At 38.1% G+C, this 16,500-nt stretch carries 16 protein-coding genes; 9 read left to right on the forward strand and 7 right to left on the reverse strand.

Going from position 1 to position 16,500, the window contains the following annotated elements:
• Window positions 1-31: 31 nt before the first annotated feature.
• Window positions 32-1,504 carry a M56 family metallopeptidase gene (locus KIM67_RS01015; protein ID WP_213829514.1) on the reverse strand — a complete coding sequence of 491 codons (1,473 nt, stop codon included), beginning with the start codon at window positions 1,502-1,504 and terminating at the stop codon, window positions 32-34.
• Window positions 1,501-1,863: a BlaI/MecI/CopY family transcriptional regulator gene (locus KIM67_RS01020; RefSeq protein WP_213829515.1), complete on the reverse strand. Its 363-nt coding sequence runs from the start codon at window positions 1,861-1,863 to the stop codon at window positions 1,501-1,503. Before KIM67_RS01020 ends, KIM67_RS01015 begins: the two co-directional genes overlap by 4 nt.
• A 145-nt stretch (window positions 1,864-2,008) precedes the next feature.
• Here KIM67_RS01020 and KIM67_RS01025 point away from each other — a divergent pair, with 145 nt between their 5' ends.
• Together KIM67_RS01025 and KIM67_RS01030 are read left to right on the forward strand one after the other, a co-directional pair.
• Entirely contained in the window at window positions 2,009-2,518 is a 510-nt protein-coding gene (locus tag KIM67_RS01025) for a DUF456 domain-containing protein (RefSeq protein WP_213829516.1), read from the forward strand.
• Between the two features lie 131 nt (window positions 2,519-2,649).
• Window positions 2,650-3,687, forward strand: coding sequence for a hypothetical protein (locus KIM67_RS01030; protein ID WP_213829517.1), 1,038 nt, complete (start codon window positions 2,650-2,652; stop codon window positions 3,685-3,687).
• 58 nt (window positions 3,688-3,745) lie between these two features.
• Here KIM67_RS01030 and KIM67_RS01035 read toward each other — a convergent pair whose 3' ends face one another.
• Window positions 3,746-4,297 (reverse strand): nitroreductase, encoded by a 552-nt coding sequence (locus KIM67_RS01035; RefSeq protein ID WP_213829518.1) that lies wholly within the window; start codon window positions 4,295-4,297, stop codon window positions 3,746-3,748.
• 50 nt (window positions 4,298-4,347) lie between these two features.
• Window positions 4,348-5,235 (reverse strand): LysR family transcriptional regulator, encoded by an 888-nt coding sequence (locus KIM67_RS01040; protein WP_213829519.1) that lies wholly within the window; start codon window positions 5,233-5,235, stop codon window positions 4,348-4,350.
• Window positions 5,236-5,313: 78 nt separating this feature from the next.
• On the opposite strand from KIM67_RS01040, the gene hutH reads away from it, so the two are divergent.
• Genes hutH through hutG form a run of 4 tightly spaced genes read left to right on the forward strand, consistent with a single transcriptional unit; the run spans window position 5,314 to window position 11,119 of the window.
• Window positions 5,314-6,891, forward strand: a complete 1,578-nt coding sequence (gene hutH / locus KIM67_RS01045) for a histidine ammonia-lyase (RefSeq protein WP_213829520.1) — start codon at window positions 5,314-5,316, stop codon at window positions 6,889-6,891.
• Window positions 6,892-6,894: 3 nt separating this feature from the next.
• Window positions 6,895-8,130 carry an imidazolonepropionase gene (hutI, locus tag KIM67_RS01050; protein ID WP_213829521.1) on the forward strand — a complete coding sequence of 412 codons (1,236 nt, stop codon included), beginning with the start codon at window positions 6,895-6,897 and terminating at the stop codon, window positions 8,128-8,130.
• A 1-nt stretch (window position 8,131) separates the two neighbouring features.
• Window positions 8,132-10,141, forward strand: coding sequence for a urocanate hydratase (locus tag KIM67_RS01055; RefSeq protein WP_213829522.1), 2,010 nt, complete (start codon window positions 8,132-8,134; stop codon window positions 10,139-10,141).
• Window positions 10,142-10,147: 6 nt separating this feature from the next.
• Entirely contained in the window at window positions 10,148-11,119 is a 972-nt protein-coding gene (gene hutG, locus KIM67_RS01060) for a formimidoylglutamase (protein ID WP_213829523.1), read from the forward strand.
• Between the two features lie 166 nt (window positions 11,120-11,285).
• Here the strand turns inward: hutG and KIM67_RS01065 are convergent, their stop codons facing one another.
• A complete protein-coding gene (locus KIM67_RS01065; RefSeq protein WP_213829524.1) occupies window positions 11,286-11,735 on the reverse strand; it encodes a LexA family transcriptional regulator in 450 nt (149 codons plus the stop codon).
• Window positions 11,732-12,988 (reverse strand): Y-family DNA polymerase, encoded by a 1,257-nt coding sequence (locus KIM67_RS01070; RefSeq protein ID WP_213829525.1) that lies wholly within the window; start codon window positions 12,986-12,988, stop codon window positions 11,732-11,734. Before KIM67_RS01070 ends, KIM67_RS01065 begins: the two co-directional genes overlap by 4 nt.
• A gap of 83 nt (window positions 12,989-13,071) precedes the next feature.
• Here KIM67_RS01070 and KIM67_RS01075 point away from each other — a divergent pair, with 83 nt between their 5' ends.
• Both KIM67_RS01075 and KIM67_RS01080 read left to right on the forward strand, forming a co-directional pair.
• Window positions 13,072-13,317, forward strand: a complete 246-nt coding sequence (locus KIM67_RS01075; protein ID WP_213829526.1) for a hypothetical protein — start codon at window positions 13,072-13,074, stop codon at window positions 13,315-13,317.
• On the forward strand, window positions 13,307-13,576 hold the full coding sequence (locus KIM67_RS01080) for a hypothetical protein (protein ID WP_213829527.1): 270 nt from the start codon (window positions 13,307-13,309) through the stop codon (window positions 13,574-13,576). Before KIM67_RS01075 ends, KIM67_RS01080 begins: the two co-directional genes overlap by 11 nt.
• Before the next feature lie 25 nt (window positions 13,577-13,601).
• On the opposite strand, the gene KIM67_RS01085 is transcribed toward KIM67_RS01080, so the two are convergent.
• Window positions 13,602-14,879 carry an aminotransferase class V-fold PLP-dependent enzyme gene (locus KIM67_RS01085; protein WP_213829528.1) on the reverse strand — a complete coding sequence of 426 codons (1,278 nt, stop codon included), beginning with the start codon at window positions 14,877-14,879 and terminating at the stop codon, window positions 13,602-13,604.
• A 225-nt stretch (window positions 14,880-15,104) separates the two neighbouring features.
• On the opposite strand from KIM67_RS01085, the gene KIM67_RS01090 reads away from it, so the two are divergent.
• On the forward strand, window positions 15,105-16,490 hold the full coding sequence (locus tag KIM67_RS01090; protein ID WP_213829529.1) for a hypothetical protein: 1,386 nt from the start codon (window positions 15,105-15,107) through the stop codon (window positions 16,488-16,490).
• Window positions 16,491-16,500 lie beyond the last annotated feature (10 nt).

A 16,500-nucleotide genomic window follows, 5' to 3' on the forward strand; every position in this document is an offset into this window, starting at 1 on the left:
CCAAACAGAATATATGTTTCCTGTAAAGGTGTTACTGTAGCTTAAACGTTACGGGAATGGAAAAAGGGACACTTACATGCTGTCCATTACTCTTTCCTGGTTGCATTCTTGGTAATTTCGAAATAATATCCGTAACCACATCCTCTAGTATTTTATCGGGACCTCTTGTTCTTATGTCTTCAACAAAGCCTTCTTCCGTTATTGTAAAAATAACATGAACACGCCCTTCGACACCTTTATTTTGTGCTTCTTCCGGGTAATAAAAGTACTTCTTAATATGCGTTTGTATTTTTTCCATAAAACATAATCTCGTATCCGTAGCTCCTTCACATCCCCTAAATATTGGGACTTCATCAATTTCCCCAAATGGAACCGAACTTTTAGAAGTTTGAGATGCGCGCATTGTAGCATCATCTTTTTCTACCTCCATTTTCTGTATCTTACCTTCATCTATATAAATCTTTACGGAATTACTACCATCTTCCGCTATTAAGGTTTGCGCAACATTCGTTTTCATCAATTCATCTGTCAGTTCCTCTTGCCTATTCTTTTCGTCTTCGGTCATTGCATTTAAATCTTCCACCACCAGAAAGGTCTCATTGCCTTTCTTTTCAATTGAGCTTTCAATACTGTTCTTTTCACCTGTCCCGTTTTCACATGAGGTATATAACAACATTCCCATAATAATAGGTAGCAAAAACAGATACTTTAACTGATAAATTCGTTTTGATTTTGATTTTTGTAACATGACTATTCGCTTTTTGATTAATGATTTTTTAAAAAATTGATTGACAAAACTGATGTTTTGGGTTTGAAACACTTCAGATAACAATATTTGGTACTGCTCTTTTTTATTGTGCTTGGATACTTCTGAATCGGCAATGAACTCATGCAGTTCAGCAATTCTTTTTTGATAGAGATACACCAAGGGATTGAACCAAGAAATAATACGCATCAATTCAAAGAACAGTAAATCCAACGAATGCTTCTGCTCAATATGAACAAGTTCATGGGCAATAATGGTTGGGGTGTTTTCTTTAGAAACTTTTGCTCCTAAAAAAATGTACTTGAAGAAGGAAAAGGCAAGTTCACTTTTGTCCACCACAACTTTAGTGTAATTCGTATGATAGCTAACCGCTCCTGTTTGTCGCAAACGATATAAACGAAATAGTTTAAATCCGAACCAAAATGTCATAAACAAGACCCCTATAAAGAAAATAAGATATCCCCATTCTGCTGGAGAGAGAAAAGCAGCTTCAGTATCAGTTGTTCCTACTTGTATCTCATTAAGTTGAAATACAAATTGTGTGTAATTTGAAAATTCCTCAGGAACGGTTGTTTTAAATGCCTCGATCGTAATCCAAGGCAACACAATCGATAGCACATACGTAGCTATCAAATACACCCTGTTCCATTGAAAAAAAGTTTCCCATTTTAAAAACAGGTCATAGATCAACAAAAAAACCAATTGAAATACCAAACACTCTAAAAAATACTGTATCATTCTTCCCCGTCCTTTATTTGTTTCATAATACTTTCCAATTCAGATAGACTAATGTCATTTTTCTGCATAAAAAAGGAAACCATACTTTTAAAAGAACCTTGAAAATAGCCATCTACCAGTTTATTGATGGATTGATTGCTGTAATCGGACTTCTTTACTAAAGGAAAATACAAATGGCCTTTTCCAACTTTTTCATGATCTACAAATCCCTTGTCCTCCAATATCCGCACTATGGTGGATACCGTATTGTATGCTGGTTTGGGTTCTGGCAATTCATCGATTATAGCGGCTACGTTACATTTTTCCAATCGCCACAACAGCTGCATTACTTCCTCTTCTGCTTTAGTAAGCTGTTTCATTATTGAACTAAGTTTTTAGTTTTATATAAAACAAATATAACTAAAATTTTAGTTTAAACTATTTTTTTAGTTAAAAACTAAATTTATTTTAAATATTCCTTGTAACATTAGATCCTTAATTTTGTCTTATTGGTAAATCTGGATTATGGATATTGCTTTACTTGTTCTGGGGTTTGTTTTCATGCTTGTCGGCATACTGGGCAGTTTTCTGCCCGTATTACCTGGACCGCCCATAAGCTGGGTCGGTCTATTATTACTCTATCTTACCAAAGCAGTTCCTGATGATTGGTGGGTTTTGGGCATTACTGCTGCTGTAGCAGTTTTGGTATTTATATTAGATTACATCATCCCAGCGATGGGCACCAAAAAATTTGGTGGTAGCAAGGCAGGGATGATAGGTACGGTAATTGGCTTGTTGGTAGCTATCTTTTTTCCAGTTTTGGGCATATTTGGTATTATCATCTGGCCTTTTGTAGGCGCACTGGTTGGTGAACTCATCAATAAAGCCGATAAGAAAACTGCACTAAAAGCTGCGTTTGGTTCATTTATTGGGTTTCTCACGGGCACCTTTCTAAAATTTATGTTGGCTGTAATTTACTTGGGGATTTTTGTGGTAAAGGTTTGGGAGTACAGAACTCCTCTATTTACTTTTTAAATGACCACTCAGTCTATGGAGTAGTAACGAGTTGAAAGAACTACACATATGCTTTCGGCAAAAATTATACTTTAAAAAACGTAACAATACTATTTTTCATTTGTCTTTAGATGCAACTGACAAACCAACAAATGAAAAACACTAAGCTAGTTTTACTACTAATAACTATATTATTTTCCTGCACACAACAAAAAGAAAAATCCTTTAACATAGGTCAAAAATCAATAACGTATGTGGACGAATCAAGAAACAGACCGTTACTAACGGAAATATGGTATCCCACTTTGGATACATTGACCAAAAAAGAACCAAAAGAAAACCGAAAAGAGCTTTTTAAAACTATCAGAACAATTCCGAACGCAACGATTCCCAATGAGAAGTTTCCGTTACTATTGGTTTCGCACGGAACGGGAGGCAACAGGTTTTCATTGACTTGGTTCATAGAAAGAATGGTAAAAGAGGGGTATATTGTTGTTTCACTAGACCACTACGGGAATTCAACTTTCAATAAAATACCCCGAGAATTCGTAAAATGGTGGGAAAGAGCTATTGATGTTCAATTTGTGCTGACAAACATTCTTGAAGACCGAGAAATTGGAACAAAAATAGACACTTCGCGAATAGGGGGAGTTGGTTTTTCCTTAGGGGGCTATACAAATATCGCGTTGGCAGGTGGTTATGTAGATAGAACAGTTAGAGAAGATGAAAACTCCGAGGAAAGGGAAATGCCTGCCGAATTTCCAAAAACGGACGAAATCATAGATTTTGAAAATGACAGTCTTATCGTTTCATCTTACAATAAATACAGAAACCTAGTAAAAGATGATAGAATCAAGGCTTTTTTTGTAATGGCGCCAGCAATTGGTTTTGGGTTCCATTCCACAGCGCAAACAGAAAAAATTACAGCACCTATTTTTATCGTAGCAGGAAAAGGCGATACAAACACACCCATAAAAAACAATGCCGAAAAGTACAATCGGTTAATCAAAACCAGCCAAATACATCTATTCAATGAAGATGTAAATCATTATGTGTTTTTGAATGAGCCTACAACATTTGGGAAAGATATAGCACCAGAAATAACGATTGACAAACCTACCGTCAGCAGAAAGAAAATACACGAAGAAACGTTGAAACTAGCACTGGATTTTTTTAAAAATTCGTTATGAACTACAACCTAGACTTCAGTTAATCTTAGATAAACACTTCTGTAAAACCACAAAAAGATCACAACCACTCCACCTTATCTTCAATCGGGGTTCGGCTTGAAGGAGGTATGGCATCATCATAATACCCCATATATAAAAATCCAAGACATTTTTCCCCATCGTTTAAATCAAAGAATTCATCCATATACGTAATGAGGCCAGGAGAACTCCAATAGCATCCCAAGCCCATTTCTGTGCAGCACAGCCACATATTCTGTACGGCCATGGCAGTGGCGGCCAACTCTTCCCATTCTGGCAAACTTTCATTAGGGTCACGCTGCATACAAATGGCAATTACCGCACCCGATCGAGCTGGGTTTTCTTGTAGTTTTCTTATTTTTATCTGCTTTGGTTTTGAATCTATTTCTTGGTATTTATCCGACAGAAATTTTCCTAATGCCACCTTTTTCTCTCTCATTACAACCTTGAACCGCCATGGTTCGGTTTTTTTATGGGTAGGTGCCCAATTTGCAGCCTCCAAAAGTCGCTCAACAGTTTCCTTTTCGATAGGTCTATCGTTATATTGTGCTGGAAAAACACTTCGTCTCTTCTTAATTAAATCAAATATCATAACCCTACTTTTATACGTCTCTCAAAGTTACATCTTGAAACGTTTTCGTGCTACAACTTTAATAGTAAATCCATGCAATTTTTCAATGCTGGGTTTCGATTGTCCTCTTTCCATACCATTGATAAAACAGCCCGCTGCTCAATCTGCTCCAATTCAATAAACTTAACCTTCATTTGAAACCCATATTGCAAGGCCGTAGGAACTATGGCTATACCCAACTTGTTTTCCACCAATTTAAAAACAGTTTGTGCATGAACCGATTTATGGGAAACATTGGGCGTGAAACCAGCATCTTCACAAATGCTCAAAACTGTATCATAATATTGCGGACTATAGTCTTGTGAGAAAAGAATAAAATCGTCCGTTGCAACTTGACCAATATTTTTAAATCCTTTCATGTCTAATGGATGGTCTTTAGGCAGAACCAACGAAAAAGTATCCTCAAAAACAGGTTTTAGTTTTAGTCCTTTTGGCACTCTTGACAATCGTACAAACCCTAAATCCAATTTGTCGCTAAGAATTGCAGGTATCTGTGCCCTGTTCGAGAGCTCTTCAAGGCTGGTATGTATAAAGGGAAAATTTTCTTTTAAGTCCAACAGTAAATTTGGAATGACATTTTGCATTGCAGAACCCAAAAATCCAATTCTAATCTCACCTAAATGCCCTTCGCCAATAAGTTTTAATTGTTTTTTGGTCTGCTCCAAATGGTTCAGTATAAACTCTACTTCTCCTTTTAAAAATTCCCCTGCTGGTGTTAGCCTAACTTTTTTCTTATCTCTAATGAATAGTTGTGTTTGGAGGATTCCTTCCATCTGTTTGATCTGCGTGCTTACCCCAGGTTGGGATATAAATAGTCTTTCTGCTGCCTTACGATAATGCAATTCTTCCGCCACGGCCAAAAAATAAATGAAATGTCTTAATTCTATTTGATAATTCATAGTTATTAAATACTACAAAAATAAGTATTAGTAATTATTAATAACACATGCTACCTTTATAAATCTCAAGTTAAGTTTATGGAACTACCCAAAACATTTCATTTTGGCGAACATTATCTAACAGCGAGCATTGCTTTAGGCATTGCCAAAGGTTCGGTCAAAGGAATACTATCCGCAGATTATCTCAAGAAAATAGAAGAGAGTAATCTTCGGGTTCAAAATATTGTTGCCAAGGGAGACACCGTTTATGGAATCAATACGGGATTTGGACCTCTATGTAATACCAAGATTTCCAAGGAGGATACTAAAATTCTTCAGTCCAATATTTTACAAAGCCATAGTGTTGGAGTTGGCAAGCCCATATCCAAAGTACTTGCCAAACTAATGCTCATCTTAAAAATCCATGCGCTAGCTAAAGGATATTCCGGTATTGCAGTTGCTACAATTAATCGAATGCTCTGGCATTTGGAGCATGATGCCATTCCGGTAGTTCCATCACAAGGTTCTGTGGGAGCATCTGGAGACTTGGCTCCTCTTTCTCATTTATTTCTTCCACTAATAGGACTGGGCAAGGTAAATTACAACGGTGAAACCATCACCACGGAGCAATTATTCAAAAAAACTGGGCTTCAACCTTTGGAACTTGGGCCAAAGGAGGGCTTGGCGTTAATAAATGGCACACAATTCATTGCTGCACATGGTGTAATGGTCTTGCAAAAACTTCAATATTGTCTTAGACATGCCGATATTATTGGGGCTATGATGTTGGAAGGACTTCAAGGTTCCATGAGACCTTTCCATGAGGAATTGCATGCACTTCGACCTTTTAAAGGAAACCAACATGTGGCCGGGAGAATACGAACACTGCTCCAAGGTTCCGAAATTTTGGAAGACCATATCGACTGTGAACGTGTTCAAGATCCTTATTCGCTTCGTTGTATGCCTCAAGTGCATGGCGCATCTAGAAATACATGGTTGCACTTAAAAGAATTGTTGGAAGTTGAGCTAAACTCCGTTACCGACAACCCAGTAATCATTAATGATGAATTAACCATTAGCGGTGGCAATTTTCACGGACAGCCCTTGGCCATGGCTTTGGACTACGCTGCACTGGCAGCTTCAGAATTAGGGAGCATTTCGGACCGAAGAATCTATTTGGCACTGGAAGGAAATAGTCCAGGAGTACCCAAATTATTAATGGAAGATACCGGAATCAATTCTGGATACATGATTTTACAGTACACTACAGCAGCATTAGCCAGTGAAAATAAAAGTCTGTGTTTTCCGGCGAGCGCGGATAGTATCCCAACCTCTTTAGGACAAGAAGACCATGTGAGCATGGGATCAATAAGTGGGAGAAAAGCACTTCAGATTATTGAAAATGTGGAGAAGATATTGGCTATTGAACTATTGACTGCCGCGCAAGCCTTTGAATTTAGAAAACCTTTAAAATCAGGTATTGTATTGGATGAAATTCATAAATTCATAAGAACCAAAGTTTCCTTCGCAGATAGTGACCGCGTTTTTGCTGATGATATTGAAAAAGGAATAGAAACTATCCAAAAAGGTGAAATTATTGCGCTAGTGGAAAAAACCATGACAGCAAAAAACCTTCAATGGAACACCCCTTATCTAGAAGAATTTGAAACATACTAACTCATGAGCAAACCACTATTAATAGGTCCATTTACACAACTGCTTCCAATGTCAGGTTTACCACTTAAAGGAGCTCTATCAGATGACCAATTGGTCATCATTGAGCAAGGAGGCATTCTTGTTTCCGAAGAAAAAATCAAAGCTGTTGGTAATTTTGAGGATTTAAAGTCCGATGCGGTCGACACCCACCATATTGAAGGACAACATGTTTGCCTTCCGGGATTTGTAGATTCCCATACACATATCTGTTTTGGTGGTTCGCGAGCTAGAGATTATGCTTATAGAAATTCTGGAAAGACTTATCTGGAAATTGCCAAAGCCGGAGGCGGCATATGGGACACTGTGACACAAACTCGCAAAGCTTCTCAAGAGGATTTGATTGAAGGCATTATCTCAAGAAGCAAAACCCATTTAGAAAATGGTACAACAACGATAGAAGTAAAAAGTGGTTATGGCCTTTCTATTGATGAAGAACTCAAAATGCTAAGGGCCATCAAACAAGCAGAGAAAAAAACACAAGCAGATCTAATAGCAACATGTTTGGCCGCCCATATGAAACCAAAAGATTGGAATAGCAACAAAAATTACCTAGAGGAAATTGCCACACAACTGTTCCCCATTTTAAAATCTGAAGGGCTTAGCAATCGGATTGACGCCTTTATTGAGGAAAGTGCATTCTCAGCATTGGAGATAGCCCCCTATTTTAGGAAAGCAAAGGCAATGGGGTTTGATATAACGGTACATGCGGATCAATTTACGACTAGTGGAAGTGAAGTAGCCATACATTTTGGTGCCATAAGCGCTGATCATTTGGAAGCCAGCACCGAAAATGAAATTCAGTTGTTGGCCAACAGCAATGTTATTTCTACAGCATTACCCGGAGCTTCCTTAGGTTTAGGATGCGCCTTTACCCCTGCCCGAAAGCTATTAGATGCAGGAGGAGCTTTGGCCATTGCTAGCGACCATAATCCTGGTTCGGCACCAATGGGGCATTTGTTCACCCAAGCAAGTATTCTAGGGACCTTTGAAAAACTCTCAAATGCGGAAGTACTGGCCGGGATTACTTTTAGGGCAAGTGCTGCTTTGAATTTGACAGACCGAGGTGCTTTGGAAACAAACAAGCTTGCTGATTTTGTTGTTTTTCCAACCGATAACTATCAGGAAATAACCTATCATCAAGGACAGCTAAAACCCAGTATGGTCTGGAAAAATGGGAAACAAGTTTTTGAAAGAAATTAATATGGAACTTCAAGAATTCAAATCGCAAGTCCTTCAGGGAATACCTGAACAGCTTCCAACGCCAAGGCCCTATCCCAAAAACGGCAATCCAGCTCCCAAACGAAAGGATATTTTATCAAAAGATGAGAAAAAGCTGGCCGTTCAAAATGCATTGCGCTACTTTCCAAAGGATTGGCATGTAGAATTGGCCAAAGAGTTTGCCAATGAACTTAATAGTTATGGAAGAATTTATATGCATCGATTTAAACCAAACTACAAGCTATACGCTAGGCCTATTTCTGAATATCCAGCAAAAACAAAACAGGCCGCTGCAATTATGCTAATGATTCAGAACAATCTTGACCCCGCTGTGGCGCAACATCCTGAGGAACTCATTACCTATGGGGGTAACGGAGCCGTATTTCAAAACTGGGCGCAGTACTTGTTGACCATGAAATATTTGGGTGAGATGACGGAGGAACAAACCTTGCATATCTATTCGGGGCATCCCATGGGATTATTCCCCTCTTCCAAAGAAGCGCCAAGAGTCATCGTTACCAATGGCATGATGATTCCCAATTACTCCAAACCTGACGATTGGGAAAAATTCAATGCTCTAGGGGTTACACAATACGGACAAATGACAGCAGGCTCCTATATGTATATTGGACCGCAAGGTATTGTTCACGGTACCGCCATTACCGTAATGAACGCTTTTAGAAAAGTATTGAAAAAAGATGAATCCCCCAACGGAAAAGTGTTCTTAACGGCAGGTTTAGGTGGCATGAGTGGCGCCCAACCCAAAGCTGGCAATATTGCAGGTTGCATTACTATTTGCGCCGAAGTGAACCCAGAAGCGGCTAAAAAAAGACACCAACAAGGTTGGGTGGATGAGTTGTTGACCGATATATCTGAGCTAGTTAAAAGAACCAAAGAAGCCATTGCTAAACATGAAGTAGTGTCATTGGCCTACATAGGTAATATTGTTGAAGTTTGGGAAGAATTTTATGAAGAGGATATTTTTGTTCACTTGGGATCAGACCAAACTTCCTTGCACAATCCTTGGGCCGGAGGGTATTATCCGGTTGGCCTGTCCTTTGAAAAGGCTAATGAAATGATGGTTGAGAATCCATCCGAATTTAAAAACCAAGTGCAGGAGTCTTTACGAAGACAAATAAATGCCATCAACAAGCACACAAAAAAAGGCACCTACTTTTTTGATTATGGCAATGCTTTTTTATTGGAAGTTTCCCGTGCTAATGGGGAAGTAATGGCTGAGAACAATATCGATTTCAAATATCCATCTTACGTTCAGGATATTTTAGGGCCAATGTGTTTTGACTATGGTTTTGGCCCATTTAGATGGGTCTGCGCTTCTGGCAATCCCAAAGATTTACAGCGAACCGATGCTATTGCTTTGGAAGTCATGAAAGAAATCAAGACTACTGCACCCGAAGAAATTCAGCAGCAAATGCAAGACAATATTATATGGATTGAAGAGGCGGAACAGAACAAATTGGTAGTCGGTTCGCAAGCTCGAATTTTATACGCCGATGCCGAAGGCCGAGCCAAGATTGCAGACGCTTTTAATACCGCTATTTCCAAAGGTGATATTTCGGCTCCAGTGGTCTTGGGACGTGATCATCACGATGTAAGTGGCACCGACTCTCCCTTTAGAGAAACCAGTAATATATATGATGGTAGTAAATTTACTGCAGATATGGCCATTCATAATGTAATTGGCGATAGCTTTAGAGGCGCTACTTGGGTCTCCATCCATAATGGTGGTGGTGTTGGCTGGGGCGAAGTCATGAACGGAGGTTTTGGGATGGTCCTGGATGGTTCGAAAGAGGCTTCCCGTAAATTGAAAAGCATGTTGTTTTATGATGTAAATAATGGTATTTCGAGAAGAAGTTGGGCCAGAAACAAAGAGGCTATATTTGCCATAAAACGTGAAATGGTACGTACTCCTAATTTAAGGGTAACTTTACCTAATCTAGTCGAACCCGATATATTGGAACATCTTTTTTAATGTATAATGAAATACTATACAAATCCAAATAAGGACATTTGGCATGGGCGGGTCAGCAATAAGTACCTGTACCTACATGAAAAAGTACGGTGTGTTCCTTTACTTGAGATTTCTGAACCCTCAAAAAAATCCATTGCATTATTGGGATATGCCTGTGATGAGGGCGTAAAAAGAAATCAAGGTAGAATAGGAGCCGCACAAGGTCCCGAAGTCATTAAAAGAAGTTTGGGAAAGTTTCCAAATCATCTCGCTAGTACTGTGTTATTACATGATGCTGGCACGATAAGCTGTGAAGACGAAAATATGGAAGCCGCTCAAGAGACCCTTTCAAAAGCTGTTGCTTCACTTCTGGAAAAGAAACAATTCCCTATTGTTTTGGGTGGCGGTCACGATATGGCTTATGGTCATTACCATGGCATAAAAAACTTTTTAGATTCAGAGAATAACAAACAGACTATCGGTATCATAAACTTTGATGCCCATTTTGACCTCCGTCAGAATACAATCAACAATAACTCTGGCACTCCCTTTTATCAAATCGCAAAAGAGTCTAAAAGAGAGGATATTCCATTCAATTATTTGTGCCTTGGGATTAGGAAAGATGCTAACGACCGTACGCTTTTTCAAACAGCAAAAGACTTGAATGTAACTTATATTCTTTCAGATACTTTTCAGATGCAGTTTTTGGATGAAATCAATACGTGGATAGAAGCCTTTATTAAAAATGTGGACAAGGTTTACGTAACCATAGATTTAGATGGATTTTCTTCCGCTTATGCACCGGGAGTAAGCGCGCCATCCCCCATGGGGTTTACACCAGAGATTGTACTGGAATGTCTTAAAACTATTATTGGTTCAGGGAAATTGATAAGTCTGGACATTGCAGAAATGAATCCAAAGTTTGATATTGATGGCCAAACTGCAAAACTGGCCGCATCTCTTCTGCATTACATGATGCACGCGCTCTGGGGAAATTGATGGTCACTAACAAAAAAAGCCTTCCTTATGGAAAGCCTTTCATTGGTGAGCATCGTTTGATGCTTCAACCTGATTTCAATCAAATATAGATTGAAATCCAACACAACGTGGCAAAGATAGCAAAGTATTTGGATGTATCAACTTGTTTGGATGATATCACAACTAGTTAGACTGCTTTGATAACGTAGGTTACTATCCCCCAAATCAACAAATCGCTCCCTTTGGGAACTTTGATGGGTTTATATTTTTTATTTTCAGGCATTAGCGTAATAGAATCCTTTTCTATTTGAAGTCGCTTTACCGTGAATTCACCATCAAAAAAACAAACCGCTATTTTACCGTTCTCAGCCTCTAGGCTTCTATCTATCACCAATAAATCCCCATCATCAAGACCTGCTCCAATCATGGACCTACCACTTACCCTGGCAAAAAATGTAGCTTCTTTATTATGAATTAAACTAGTATCTAAGCTGATACGTTTCTCCTTAAAATCTTCGGCAGGGGAAGGAAATCCTGCAGAGACAGTATTATTGGATATTGGAATATTTATATTTTTACCTTTATCTGGAGTGAAAAAAGTCAATACATTGGTCTCACCTACTTTTCTTGAACTCATTTCACCCTAATAATGTCGTTAATATTGGTCGTGTACTTTGGGGAAAGGTGCTCTTGTCGCATTTTCCATGTACGTTCTAAATCTTGGTTTGCAATTTTAACTTTATGTCCATACTTATCGTTCACACTATCCATTACTTTCATGATTTCGTGGTGTTTGGGGTCTTCAGATAAAAACAAATCCAATTGTCTTTCATTTGTAGGAACCAGGCCAGAAACGACTACTCCTGCTTTTTTATATTTTATACCCTGCTTATAAATTGAGCGTACTGCTTCTATTGCATAGGAGCTTATCGTTAAGCTTGAATCTGTAGCATAGGGTAAGGTAATGATAGCACTATTTCTATGTTGTGGCTCATCTTTCTTATGCTTATTACTCCTAAGAAAAACAACAATATGGTTACAACTACTATTCTGGCTTCTTAATTTTTCTGCACAGCTACCTGCAAAAGTAGATATCCGCTCCTTGATATTCTCAATATCAGAGTACGTGTATTCAAAACTCCGTGTCGTAGCTATTGCTTTTCTATCTCTAGTATCATCATCCAGCTCAAGTGTTGGAATTCCTTCTAAATCCTTTTTTAAACGTAATCCAATGATTGCCATTTGCTTTTTGACCCAATCATCTGACAATTGAGTAAAATCGTAAGCTGTCTTTACATTTTTGGATTTTAACCGCTTCAGGTTTCCGTGACCAACTCCCCAAACGGTTTCTATCTTCGTCCATTTTAATGCTTTTACACGTTCTTCATTAGTATTGATCACAAATACCCCATTTGTCCTTGACCTGAATTTTTTAGCTATTTTATTTGCGACTTTGCCCAGCGCTTTTGTAGGTGCCATTCCTATACTGATCGGGATTCCTGTGCTTTTTTGCACTTTATGCTGAATTTCTCTTCCGTACACATCAAAATCATAGTCATCAAATCCCTCAAACTTCAAAAAAGCCTCATCAATGCTATACACTTCCACGTCTGGAGTAAACGTACTTAAAATATTCATTACTCTTTTACTCATATCACCGTATAAGGGATAATTGGATGAGAAGACCTTTATACCATTGTCCTCACAAAACCTACGATACTTAAATGCTGGAGCAGCCATGGGCAACCCAAGTTTTTTGGCTTCATCACTACGAGAGATAAAGCAACCATCATTATTGGATAAAACGGCTATGGGAACATTGTTGTATTGGGGCTGAAAAGCCCGTTCACAAGAGGCATAGAAGTTATTGCAATCAACTAAAGCAAACATGCTCTAATGTAATGGATTTTTACTTTTTTAAAAGCAATCTTGGCTATAAAATTATATTTTTGTATATATAAAATATATATTTTATGAAAAGAGTTCGAAAATTAATTGATCTTGATGAGAATGCGCTAAGTGTTTTGGAAGCTGAAGCAAAAAAACAAAAACGCTCCTTGAAGAGTTTCCTGGAATATACTATTGAAGAAACTGCGAGAAGGCTAGAATCACCATCAGAAGAATATACAATCATGATGGATGACATGCTTTCCCGTTTGGAAAAAGGAGAAGTCCAATTCAACCCCATCGAAGAGATAGAAAAAAAGTATGGACTATAAAGTCGATATTTCAAAGGAAGCACAGATTGAACTTGGTTTTGCAGATTGCTTTTTTAGAACAAAAAATCTGGAAAGAGAGTTTCTGAAGGGTTTTGGAAAGCAACTCCAGTTTTTAAAAACTACCCCTCAATCCTTTCAAATTAAATATCAAAGTATTCGAATACTACAATTTGAAAAATTCAATTACGCTATTCATTATGTCATTAAAAATAACAATGTCTTGATATTAAGAATATTAAATCAACGTAAAAGCTTTTAAAATGGTTGAAGTAAAGCAATCAAAACTAACTTACTGCAAGTTCCTCAAGTGCGTTCACCAAATAATCAATGTCTTTTTTGGTAGTGTAAATGGCAAAAGAGAGCCGTAGTGCGTTTAAACCGTGACTCGACATAGGCCTACAATCGATTCCATAAGTATCCCAAAGTTTTTCCTTAATGTCCTTAACGTCCTTTCCATTTACCTCTACCACCTGAATCGCCGCAGAAAGGCGATCAAGTACTGGACTTTTTATGGTAAAATGATCATTGTTCTCGATTTTGGAGCGGAAATATGCTTTAAGCTCGTAGCTACGTTTATGAATTGCCTCAGCGCCTATCGTATTATGAAAATCTATTGATGCACCCAAACCTAAAACTTCGGGTAGATTGCGGGTGTTGTAATTTTCCAATCTCCGAATACTTTCATCTGTATGACCCCTCGCCACCATAAGAGGTTTTAAGTGGTGTTGACTTTCTTTTTTTGCGTAAAAGATTCCCACTCCTTTTGGAGAAAACAGCCATTTATGGGAGCTAGCTGCATAAAAATCACAGCCCAACTCATTCAGGTCTATATTAAACATTCCTGCAGACTGTGCTCCATCAACAGCGACCAAAATACCGTTATCATGTGCTATTTTAGAGACCTCTTTTACGGGCAACATCATACCATTGGTATTTACCATATGGCACATAGATATTACTTTAGTCTTGGAAGTAATTGCTTTTTTGTAAACATCGGTTAGTTCCGAAACCGTTTTAGGAAGAATCGGTAATTCTGGACGGACCAATTTTATTCCTTTCGTCTCCTGCCAAACTTCCCAAGGAATAGTACCGCTGGCATGTTCATGGTCTGCTAGAATTACTTCATCACCAGCTTGTAAATCAAAGCTGCGTGCAATAAGGTTCATTCCCTCGGTAGTGTTATGAATCAAGGCAATTTCCTCTTTATCCACCGAAAAGAGACTGGCAACATTTTTTCTGACTTGTTCTTTTTCTTCTTGCCATCCGCCCCACATGTATTTTGAAGGAAAACCATCTAACAGATTTCTAAATTCGAGCGTGGCCTGGCGTATTGAAGTGGCAGAAGCTCCAAGAGAAGCATTATTAAAATAATGAAGTCCTTCAGCCATGCTAAATTGGGATTTGACCAACTCCCAGTAGGCTTCCGAACTATAATCCCCTTCCATTAAGCCTTCAGCTTTCCAATATTCGGACAGTGAATTGCCAAACATCGGTAAGGTTAAAGATCCCAGTGCTCCTTGACCGATACGTTTTAAAAATACCCTTCGATTTTTACTACTCATATCATTTCTCTTAAAAGCATATCATTGTTGAAATAACACTAGTCCAATATAAGGATTTCACCCCATCCCAATTAAGAAATTGAGTTGAACCTAAAATCTATTTGAAGATATAAGTAGCTGGCATCAAAAAAATAATTTTCTCATAACTATACAGGAAGATTTTGAACTTTAGATTTTACTATCTTGTACAAAACCAAATGACCTACCTCTTTAATAGATAACCCCATGATGAAAGAATCGTTTCTCACCGCCCTTGCAATCCTTTACTTGGTAGCCATCCCCCACTTAAACGCTCAAAGCACCAATACGGATTTTGTTTACGCAGGAGTCGGTATCAGATTTGTTATGCAGATGGAGCGAGTAGACTACACGATTCTATTTAGAAAAGATGGTACTTTTTGTGAAGACCTCCATGAAAAAGATTGGCAAACCAAGGTAAATGGTCGTTATAAAGAGACCGAAAGTGAAATTATAATGGAATATGTGGACAATACTATAGAAAATGACACTATCACTTTTGAGGACAATAAGTTAATAGGCGATTTTTATGGTACTCAGGTTATTCGAATGGAACCGCCTAACAAAGTACCCTCGGGATATTATAGTTTTTCCAGTACCAGTAGTTCAGGAGGTATGGGAACGGGTATGGCCTATGTAGGCACACAGCATTATGAAGGATTTAATTTTTATGACGATGGTACATTCAACAAAAGTACCTCAGGAGCGGTTATTGTTAGCGGGAACAATGTTGCTGGAGGAACAAGTAGCGACAACGCCGAAAAAGGCAAGTACACCATAAAGAACGGCTTGTTGACTTTATCCTATGATAATGGAAAGGTTGAAAAAAGCAGTTTTTTTTATGATAGTAGCGAGACCGATGATTTCATGGTCGTTATTGATGGATACATCTATTTTTATGGAGATGAAGAAGAAAGTAACGCTGAGAATTCAACAGCAAACGAAAGTAGTTTTCACAATGAAAGTACTATAGCCACAAGAAAAGAAGATGATGCACTCAGTCTTCTTCGGAAAACAAAACAGGTCCATGGCGGTAAATATATTGATGCCATAAAAACGGTTAAAACCGAATTTGTAATATCTGGAATAGCATTCAAAGCTTTAATGGATGTGGAAAAATCATTTATACGCTTAGAGTCACTTGATGCTTCTTTCCCATATGTTGAACAACTGGAAGGTAATACAGGTTGGGTTTACAAAAACAGACGTAGTCAGCAAATGCCGAAAGAAAGAGTGGCAGAATTACAGTTTAGTTTTTCTTCAGGAATATTAGGATTACAGGAAAAAGTACTTCAACAAACCGTGGTCAAGGAAATCAAAGAGACTGATGATACTACCGTAATCGCTTTAGGTATTGGAGAAAACATTATAGGATATGCCATAAATAATGAAACCTATAGAATGCTCGGAACATTTAGCTTGAAAAATGGACAAAAAGAAATTACCACGATGTCCAATTTTAAAAAAACAGGGAATCTTTTACTTCCATTTACAGAAATGATCGAAACGCCCGAAGCTAATGTTGATGTTAAGTACAACAGCTATGAGATAAATACAATTTTAACCTCAAAAGATTGGGCTAAACCAAACTAATGTTTAATAA

The organism is Flagellimonas sp. 389 (genome assembly GCF_018449435.1).
GTDB lineage: Bacteria > Bacteroidota > Bacteroidia > Flavobacteriales > Flavobacteriaceae > Flagellimonas.

Bases quoted from the DNA above. Each gene is read 5' to 3' on its own strand.
- KIM67_RS01070 (WP_213829525.1), bottom strand. From the start codon at position 12,988: ATGTTTGCTTTAGTTGATTGCAATAACTTCTATGCCTCTTGTGAACGG.
- KIM67_RS01030 (WP_213829517.1), top strand. From the start codon at position 2,650: ATGAAAAACACTAAGCTAGTTTTACTACTAATAACTATATTATTTTCC.
- hutI (WP_213829521.1), top strand. From the start codon at position 6,895: ATGAGCAAACCACTATTAATAGGTCCATTTACACAACTGCTTCCAATG.
- KIM67_RS01015 (WP_213829514.1), bottom strand. From the start codon at position 1,504: ATGATACAGTATTTTTTAGAGTGTTTGGTATTTCAATTGGTTTTTTTG.
- KIM67_RS01055 (WP_213829522.1), top strand. From the start codon at position 8,132: ATGGAACTTCAAGAATTCAAATCGCAAGTCCTTCAGGGAATACCTGAA.
- KIM67_RS01075 (WP_213829526.1), top strand. From the start codon at position 13,072: ATGAAAAGAGTTCGAAAATTAATTGATCTTGATGAGAATGCGCTAAGT.
- KIM67_RS01080 (WP_213829527.1), top strand. From the start codon at position 13,307: ATGGACTATAAAGTCGATATTTCAAAGGAAGCACAGATTGAACTTGGT.
- KIM67_RS01090 (WP_213829529.1), top strand. From the start codon at position 15,105: ATGATGAAAGAATCGTTTCTCACCGCCCTTGCAATCCTTTACTTGGTA.
- KIM67_RS01040 (WP_213829519.1), bottom strand. From the start codon at position 5,235: ATGAATTATCAAATAGAATTAAGACATTTCATTTATTTTTTGGCCGTG.
- hutG (WP_213829523.1), top strand. From the start codon at position 10,148: ATGAAATACTATACAAATCCAAATAAGGACATTTGGCATGGGCGGGTC.
- KIM67_RS01035 (WP_213829518.1), bottom strand. From the start codon at position 4,297: ATGATATTTGATTTAATTAAGAAGAGACGAAGTGTTTTTCCAGCACAA.
- KIM67_RS01025 (WP_213829516.1), top strand. From the start codon at position 2,009: ATGGATATTGCTTTACTTGTTCTGGGGTTTGTTTTCATGCTTGTCGGC.
- KIM67_RS01065 (WP_213829524.1), bottom strand. From the start codon at position 11,735: ATGAGTTCAAGAAAAGTAGGTGAGACCAATGTATTGACTTTTTTCACT.
- KIM67_RS01085 (WP_213829528.1), bottom strand. From the start codon at position 14,879: ATGAGTAGTAAAAATCGAAGGGTATTTTTAAAACGTATCGGTCAAGGA.
- hutH (WP_213829520.1), top strand. From the start codon at position 5,314: ATGGAACTACCCAAAACATTTCATTTTGGCGAACATTATCTAACAGCG.
- KIM67_RS01020 (WP_213829515.1), bottom strand. From the start codon at position 1,863: ATGAAACAGCTTACTAAAGCAGAAGAGGAAGTAATGCAGCTGTTGTGG.